This is a genomic window from Candidatus Sordicultor fermentans (genome assembly GCF_012728195.1).
Classification (GTDB): domain Bacteria; phylum Atribacterota; class Atribacteria; order Atribacterales; family Caldatribacteriaceae; genus Sordicultor; species Sordicultor fermentans.
In genome coordinates, this window is record NZ_JAAYFP010000026.1 from 1 (window position 1) to 7,240 (window position 7,240).

The following is a 7,240-nucleotide window of genomic DNA, read 5'->3' on the forward strand; positions in this document are numbered from 1 at the left end:
AGGCATGACGGAGGAGGAGGTCGTCAACCCTGAACGTCTCTATTATCCCGTTGTCTGTCACTCCTGAGTGGTTCTACGAGGGGTCTAAATAAGAGAAGAGGATGTTCTCGTTCCTGAACTTTTCCTCTTCCTCGACTCTTTTCCTTTCCCTCACCCTTCCGGGGAGAGCACCAAGGTGATTCTCCTCAAAATGCTTTTTTCTTACGCCTCTTGTTCCCTCCCTCCGGGGGAAAAAAATACGGGAATGGTAAGACAAATAAATAAAAAACCATGCCTAAACCAATAAAACCATAAGGCTATATTTACCAGGAGATTAATGCTAAAATATATAAGGGATTAGCAGAGGTGGTGAGCCAGTGGAAAAGATAATAGAAGTGAATAAGATTAAGTCCAGACTGGATGAATGCTTAGAAGAAGTAAAAAAGGGCGAAATTTTTGTTATCTCTTCACGGTCAAAGCCAAAAGGTGTCTTGTTAAGTTATTCTAAATATGAGGAACTAAAGGATTTGGTCGAGAGAGCTAAACAGCTGGAAGCTTCTCAGATGCTGAGCGAGTTCAGGGAAAAAGCCGCAAGAGCCGGGATTACTGAGGCAGATGTTAAAGAAGAGATTGAAAAGGCCAGAACCTCTTGCGGGCAGTAATTGATACCAACGTCTTAATTTCTGGTTTTATCAGCAGAGAAAGCTATCCTGCTAAATTGGTTGATGGCTGGGTAGAGAAAAGGTTCGAACCAGTAGTAAGTGAAGAAATAATTAGGGAATACCGCGAAGTTTTTGCCAGAGATAGATTTTCAGCTCTGGGAAGCGTAGAAGAGAGATTAAAGTTGTTAGGCACGCTTTTATCTTTTGAACATGTAGTTCTGGTAAACCCACAAGAGCAGATATGTATGGTAAAAGACGACCCTAGAGATGATATCTTTCTGGAATGCGCCGCAGCTGGTGAATGTGAGTTTATCATATCAGGCGACCAACACTTGCTTAAATTAAAACAATACAAAAATATCAAAGTCATAACGGCGAAGGAGTTTATAGAGCTGTTAAAAGCTTCAGAGGAAAAATAAAGTAGAGGTAGTTAACCCCGGGTCGCTAACAAGAAAAATTACACGCCATCGAGCTTGTAAGACAAGCTGTAAAAATTTATAGTTATCCCTCAGCTTATACCAGACCACAAAGAAGGGACTCTGTGACCCTCTTTACTAGGAATCTAAATTATTTAAGGGCAAAAACCTTTGGATTCCCACCTCCTCGTCACCCCGGCAATTTTCGAGCCGTTTTTAGCCTGCTCCTGAATGTATTTATTGCCCTTATTCGTCACCCCGGCAATCTTTAAGCCGGGGTCCATGGTTTTTAAAAGCATTTGGATTCCCGATAAAAGATTTCGGGAATGACTGCGGGGGTGGATTCCCACCTAAATTTCAGGCATGACGGCGGGGAGGTAGATTCCCGATAAAATCTCGAGAATGACAGAGAGCGTAGTCTGGCAGCGTAAACCAAAAAAACAAAGAGCGGGATAATAACGCCGGGGGAAAGATTCAGTGTTGCTGCCTCAGCTTTTTAATCTTCCTCCCTTTTTCTTACGCTGCCATACGAGGCCTGCAATAATGGACTCAAAAGTCGCAAAGCGCTTATTCTTTACGCCAAAAGAGAGGTTACAATGATTTTTACAGTTAACTATATTATAATAGATAAAATTTGCCAGTCAGTTTCTTATAGAGGACAGAACTTCAAAAATGGGAGTTATTAAACTTAGAAAAGGTGGCGGTAATGAACTGCTTTTTATTTGTTACCCAGGGAGAATTAGAAGAAAAATTATCTCTAAAACTTTACCATAAAATGAAAGAAGCTTATCCTGAAGCAGAAATTCTCTTTCTCAGTATTGACAATCCAGGAAGATGGCAAAAAAAAGGGCTGATGGAAATAAAACCCCCTCACTCTTCCTTTGAAGACAATATATCAAAGTTCAAGAGATTAACCCTTATTCATTCTGCCTTAGCGAGCAGGAGAAAGTTTGAAGAAAAAGTGGTGTTCTGGGGTGACAATCCTTCTTTTCTTCTCCCTCTTTTTCTTTTAACCGGCAAAAAAGCCATATATATCCCGGTAATTAAAAGTCTCCGTCCTTCTTTATCTTTCTGGCATACCGTTTTTTTTCGTTTTTCTTCCGCGGTTTTGGCCAACGACTATGAACTGGTGCGTAATTTGCGGAGGAAAAATATACCAGCTTACTTTGTGGGTAATCTCTTAGCCGACCTTCTCTCCTCTTCTGCCTTCCTTTTCTCCCACGGGAGAAAGCCCATTTATGCTCTGTTTCCCAGAGAAGAAAAATTTTCTTCTGACTTGAAGTTTTTTTTAGACGTGGTGGAGAAAATGTCGCGAGGGGACAAAACTTATTTCATTCTAACCATTCCCAGAAAAATAAAAACTCGGGAAGCAAGAGAAATAGGGGAAAAAAGAGGCTGGCACTGGAGAAGAAGCTTAGAAGGAGATATAATGGAAGGATACTTGGAAAAAGAAGGTGCTTATTTGAACCTTACCCGCTTTCGGGGTGAAGCCTTACAACAGTGCAGTTTGGCTTTGAGCACCGATGATATTTCCACTATCCAGGCCACAGGAATGGGCAGGAAAGTTCTTCCCATTTTCAACCTCAACCCTGAAGAAGTGGTCTCTTTAATACGCAACCCCCAATATCTCTTTGAGTGTAATCAACATCTCTCTTCTCGATATGGAAGAAGAGGGGGGATAGAAAAAATATCCGCTTATCTTTTGCAGGGTATAGTTGAAGATGAAGATTTCCTCAAGAAATTCTCTAAATAGAAAGGATGATAAATATGTTAGGGTTAGTGCCCTGGGATGTAGACCGAAGACTGCAGGCTTTCTTAGAAGAAGACCTGGGATTTGCTGACATTACCACTCAAGGATTGGGTGACCTGGGAAAAAATACAGTAAAAGCTAAGGTTACAGCCAAAAAAGAGGGAGTAATGGCTGGAGGGTATTTCGCTCTTCGAGTATTCACTCTCCTTAACTCTCAAACGAGAGGGGAGGCAAAAGTTTTTGAGGGACAGAATTTTTCCCCCGGGGAAGTGCTATTAGAAATAGAAGGACCAGCGCGGGCTATCCTCATGGGAGAGAGAACTGCCTTAAACCTCCTGCAACGCCTCTGTGGTATTGCCACCAAAACCCAAGAGCTGGTAAAGCTGGTGGAAGGCTTGCCCGTGAAAGTAGCCGACACCCGGAAAACCAGCCCGGGTTTGCGGATTTTTGAAAAATATGCCGTGAGATGTGGAGGGGGGGTAAATCACCGCCTGGGGCTTTATGACTGCGCTTTAATTAAAGATAACCACATCGCTCTGTGTGGGTCGGTGAAAGAAGCAATCAAAAAAATCCGCCCCGCTCTTCCCTTTACCGCCAAAATAGTGGTAGAATGTACTACTTTAGCGCAAGTGCAAGAAGCCTTAGAAGAAAAAGCAGATATTATTATGTTAGATAATATGAGTGTAGAAAATATCCGGGAAGCAGTTAAAATAGCTAAAGGGAAAGCCACTCTGGAAGCCTCCGGAGATATCAACCCTACCACCATTCGTAAAGTGGCGGAGCAGGGAGTAGATATAATTTCCACCGGTTATATCACCCATCATGCTACCTGGATTGATATGAGTCTGAAAATGGAAGAAAATGCCTGACCGCTACGATGTCTTAATCATTGGTAATGGCATTGCCGGAAGCAGCGCTGCTCTTTTTTTGGCTGAAGCAGGGAAGAGCATATTACTCCTCACCAAAGGTGAAGATTTAGAGGACACCAACACTGCTAAAGCTCAGGGAGGAATAGTATTCCGAGGAGAGGGCGATAATCCTTCTTTTCTCATTAAAGATATCATGGAAGCCTCGGCATTCACATCTTACACTGCGAGCGCTCGATTAATATCTCGCCTGGGCCCGCCTTTGGTGCAGAAACTATTAATTGATCGCTTACAAATCCCCTTTGACCGAAGGAATGGGAAATGGGACCTCTTCCGAGAGGGAAACCACTCTTTCCGCCGTATCCTCCACGTCAAGGATTACACAGGAAAAGTCATCCAGGAATACTTGAACAAAGCCGTTTTGCACGAACCATTAATTGAGGTGAAAAAAAATTCCCTGGCATTAGACCTCATTGTCTCTTCTCGTGACACTCCCCACCCCGAAAGCCGCTACCTACCGCTGGAGTGCCTGGGAGCTTATGTGTGGGAGGAAGAAGCGCAAGAAGTAATTCCCATTCTTGCTTCTGCTACCATTTTAGCTACCGGGGGTTTGAGCGAAATTTACCGCTATTCTTCAGGAGGTCCGTGGAACACCGGGGATGGCTTTGCTATAGCCCGAAGAGCAGGAGCTCGCCTGAGCAATATGGAATATGTACAATTTCACCCCACCCTCCTTTATACCCCTCAATATTCTTCCTCTTTTCTCATTTCTGAATCAGTACGGGGAGAAGGAGCAGAGCTCATAAGCGCAAACGGAGAGCCTTTTATGTACCGATATCACCCCCGGGGAAGTTTAGCTCCTCGAGACGTGGTAGCGAGAGCAATTTTTCAGGAAATGAAAATTCACGAGAGTAATTGTGTTTATTTAGACTTCCGGCAAAAAATGGAGCCCCGTAAAATAAAAGACACTTTCCCCACCATTTATGAAGAACTTCTCCAAAGGGGAATAGATATCACGCAGGAACCGGCTCCTGTTGCTCCTGGTGCTCATTTTGCCTGTGGAGGAGTGCTCACCGATACCCGGGGAAGAACCACCATAAAAAGATTGTACGCTGCAGGAGAAGTAGCATGCAGCGGCTTACACGGAGCCAATCGTTTAGCCTCTACCAGTTTGCTAGAGGGACTTACCTTTGGATATCGAGCAGCTCGGGATATAGTAAAACATAGTGAAGAGCTTCCTAATTTTGCTGTTCTTCCTTTTCGGGAGAAATGGGGAGAACCTCCCCCAGAAAACATTTTACGCAGTCTGAAAGAAATCATCCGGATAAATATGTGGGAAAATGTAGGACTAATAAGGGAAAGAAGAGGTCTTTCTCAATCTTTACAGATATTGACCGCCATGAAAAAAGAAATTGCTCATCTCAAAGAAGAATACGGTATATCCCCGGCCCTTTTAGAACTGGAAAACATGGCCGAAACCGCTCTTTTAGTAACGGAAGAAGCTTTTAAAAATCCTCTATCCCGGGGAACTCATTTTCGCCTGGACGCTTTTGATCCATAAAGGGGAGCAGACTTCTCCTCTTTTTTCTTGTTCTCTCCATTTTCTCGGGCTCTTAACCTCCACTGGTTTACAAGATGTACAGGGTTCAAGCCCTTGAGGATTTCGTCGTTGTGAAGAGTCAAATAAAAAGCCCAGGAAGGTTTCTCCTCCAGAAGAATAGACATAAGCACTTGAGCCAACTTCTGGGAGTCATGACGACTGGGATGATGATAAGAAATAAGGTCGGCCTTTATAACCTTAACAGAAGAAGGTATTTCTTCCCCATTACCTCGAACCATCTCTGCCCCCGAGAGAGATAACTCCTCCTCCCCCGCTTCACTGGGTATCCCATTATTCACCATAATATAGTTCAAGCGCTGAGGAGGAATAAACTGGAAGACTGCTTGCAGATGATCAGAAAAATCATAGCCATCCGTTTCTCCGGGTTGAGTGGTGATGTTACACACAAAAACCAGAGGAGCAGGAGAACGCAAAATAGCCTCCCTCACTTCCTCCACTGCCAGATTGCACAAAACACTGGTATATAGACTTCCTGGCCCCAGAACTATCAGGTCTGCTTCTTCAATGGCTTTAACCACCTCAGGAGTAGTGTGCACCACTGAGGGCTCCAGAAAGATCCTCTTTATTTTTTTCCCACAGGTGCCCACCTGAGATTCTCCCAGGATGATTGACCCATCTTCACATTCGGCACGGAGGAAGACATTCTGAACGGTAGTAGGTAAAACTTTTCCTCTCACCGCCAGGATTTTGCTGGATTCAAAAACCGCTTTTTGAAAATCTCCAGTAATTTGAGCCAGAGCAGTGATAAAGAGATTACCAAAATTATGCCCTCCCAGGCCGGTATCCTCCCCAAAGCGATACTGAAATAATTCACTCATCAGAGGCTCGACATCAGCTAAAGCAATCAAGCAGTTGCGAATATCACCGGGGGGCAAAACTCCCATCTCTTCTCGCAAGCGACCGGAGCTCCCTCCGTCATCAAAAACTGTAACCACTGCCGTGGCGTTGGAAGTATAATCTTTCAGTCCGTGGAGAAGAGAATATAACCCGTGTCCTCCTCCAATAGCCACGATGCTTGGTCCTTTTTCCAGTTGCCTTTTTCTGAAAACTTCATTAACCACTTCTTTTTCTGGAAGAGAAGAAATGGCAGTAATAACCGAACGGTTCATCTTCTGCAGGCCATAGACTACGAGCGCCACGCCCCCCACCAACCATGCCAGACCAAAAACTATAGCCAGCCAGTAACGGTTTAAAAACCCAAAGACAAAATTTCTCCACAGCACATATATGCTTCTAAAATAAGGAGTGGAAACAATCAAGCTCACCCCTAAAGAGATGAGAAACACACCCACAATGACCAGAAACAACCATCGCTTTACCCGCATCCCCGGGTACAACCACCGCAAATATTGCTTAAAAGGTTGGCTCATCAACCTTTCCTCCTCAGACACCAGAACAGAATTATATATTAAACCCCTAAAGCATGTTTAACTTTCTCATTTACCGAGTATAATTTTACCACAAACTATAAGAGGAGAAAAACCTTCCTTATAACCCTCTTCTGTCGCCGCAATGAAGCTCCTCATCCATCACCCCGGCGACTTTCGAGCCATCTTTAGCCTGCCCCTGAATGGTTCTATCAGGGGTCCATAAGTATTTAAAAGCGTGGATGCCTGATAAAAGCGCTCAGGCATGACAGAACATTTTAAATTGCCTATAATGAAAGCGCCTTGAAAGAACAATTTTACGTTTATATTATGTCCAACCATAAAAATGGTACTTTATATGTAGGGGTTACCTCCAATCTCGCTGTACGGGTGTTTGCACATAAAAATGAGCTTATCGAAGGTTTTACCAAGACATACCACCTGCACAGCTTAGTCTATTATGAGGTTTATGAAGATGCTTATTCGGCAATCACCAGAGAAAAGCAACTCAAGAAATGGAGAAGAGACTGGAAAATAAATCTGATTGAGAAAATGAATCCGGAATGGCGAGACCTCTAC

General features: G+C 43.7%; 7 protein-coding genes. 6 read left to right on the forward strand and 1 reads right to left on the reverse strand.

Annotated elements, in window-relative coordinates:
* Nucleotides 1–356 precede the first annotated feature (356 nt).
* The 5 genes from GXZ17_RS01135 (at nt 357) to GXZ17_RS01155 (ending at nt 5,234) form a co-directional block, all read left to right on the forward strand.
* Nucleotides 357–641 (forward strand): type II toxin-antitoxin system Phd/YefM family antitoxin, encoded by a 285-nt coding sequence (locus GXZ17_RS01135; RefSeq protein WP_409375452.1) that lies wholly within the window; start codon nt 357–359, stop codon nt 639–641.
* Complete coding sequence (locus tag GXZ17_RS01140; RefSeq protein WP_409375453.1) at nt 629–1,060, forward strand: putative toxin-antitoxin system toxin component, PIN family; 432 nt, start codon at nt 629–631, stop codon at nt 1,058–1,060. The genes GXZ17_RS01135 and GXZ17_RS01140 overlap by 13 nt, the downstream gene beginning before the upstream one ends.
* Nucleotides 1,061–1,763: 703 nt before the next feature.
* Nucleotides 1,764–2,810: a hypothetical protein gene (locus tag GXZ17_RS01145; protein WP_409375454.1), complete on the forward strand. Its 1,047-nt coding sequence runs from the start codon at nt 1,764–1,766 to the stop codon at nt 2,808–2,810.
* A gap of 14 nt (nt 2,811–2,824) precedes the next feature.
* Nucleotides 2,825–3,676, forward strand: coding sequence for a carboxylating nicotinate-nucleotide diphosphorylase (gene nadC / locus GXZ17_RS01150; protein WP_409375455.1), 852 nt, complete (start codon nt 2,825–2,827; stop codon nt 3,674–3,676).
* Nucleotides 3,669–5,234 carry an L-aspartate oxidase gene (locus GXZ17_RS01155; protein ID WP_409375456.1) on the forward strand — a complete coding sequence of 522 codons (1,566 nt, stop codon included), beginning with the start codon at nt 3,669–3,671 and terminating at the stop codon, nt 5,232–5,234. The genes nadC and GXZ17_RS01155 overlap by 8 nt, the downstream gene beginning before the upstream one ends.
* Here the strand turns inward: GXZ17_RS01155 and yvcK are convergent.
* Complete coding sequence (gene yvcK / locus GXZ17_RS01160; protein ID WP_409375457.1) at nt 5,204–6,664, reverse strand: uridine diphosphate-N-acetylglucosamine-binding protein YvcK; 1,461 nt, start codon at nt 6,662–6,664, stop codon at nt 5,204–5,206. The genes GXZ17_RS01155 and yvcK overlap by 31 nt on opposite strands.
* Nucleotides 6,665–6,964: 300 nt before the next feature.
* Here yvcK and GXZ17_RS01165 point away from each other — a divergent pair.
* Nucleotides 6,965–7,240: GIY-YIG nuclease family protein (locus GXZ17_RS01165; protein WP_409375458.1), on the forward strand; the 276-nt coding region annotated here is incomplete at its 3' end.

Bases quoted from the DNA above. Each gene is read 5' to 3' on its own strand.
- GXZ17_RS01145 (WP_409375454.1), top strand. From the start codon at position 1,764: ATGAACTGCTTTTTATTTGTTACCCAGGGAGAATTAGAAGAAAAATTA.
- nadC (WP_409375455.1), top strand. From the start codon at position 2,825: ATGTTAGGGTTAGTGCCCTGGGATGTAGACCGAAGACTGCAGGCTTTC.
- GXZ17_RS01155 (WP_409375456.1), top strand. From the start codon at position 3,669: ATGCCTGACCGCTACGATGTCTTAATCATTGGTAATGGCATTGCCGGA.
- yvcK (WP_409375457.1), bottom strand. From the start codon at position 6,664: ATGAGCCAACCTTTTAAGCAATATTTGCGGTGGTTGTACCCGGGGATG.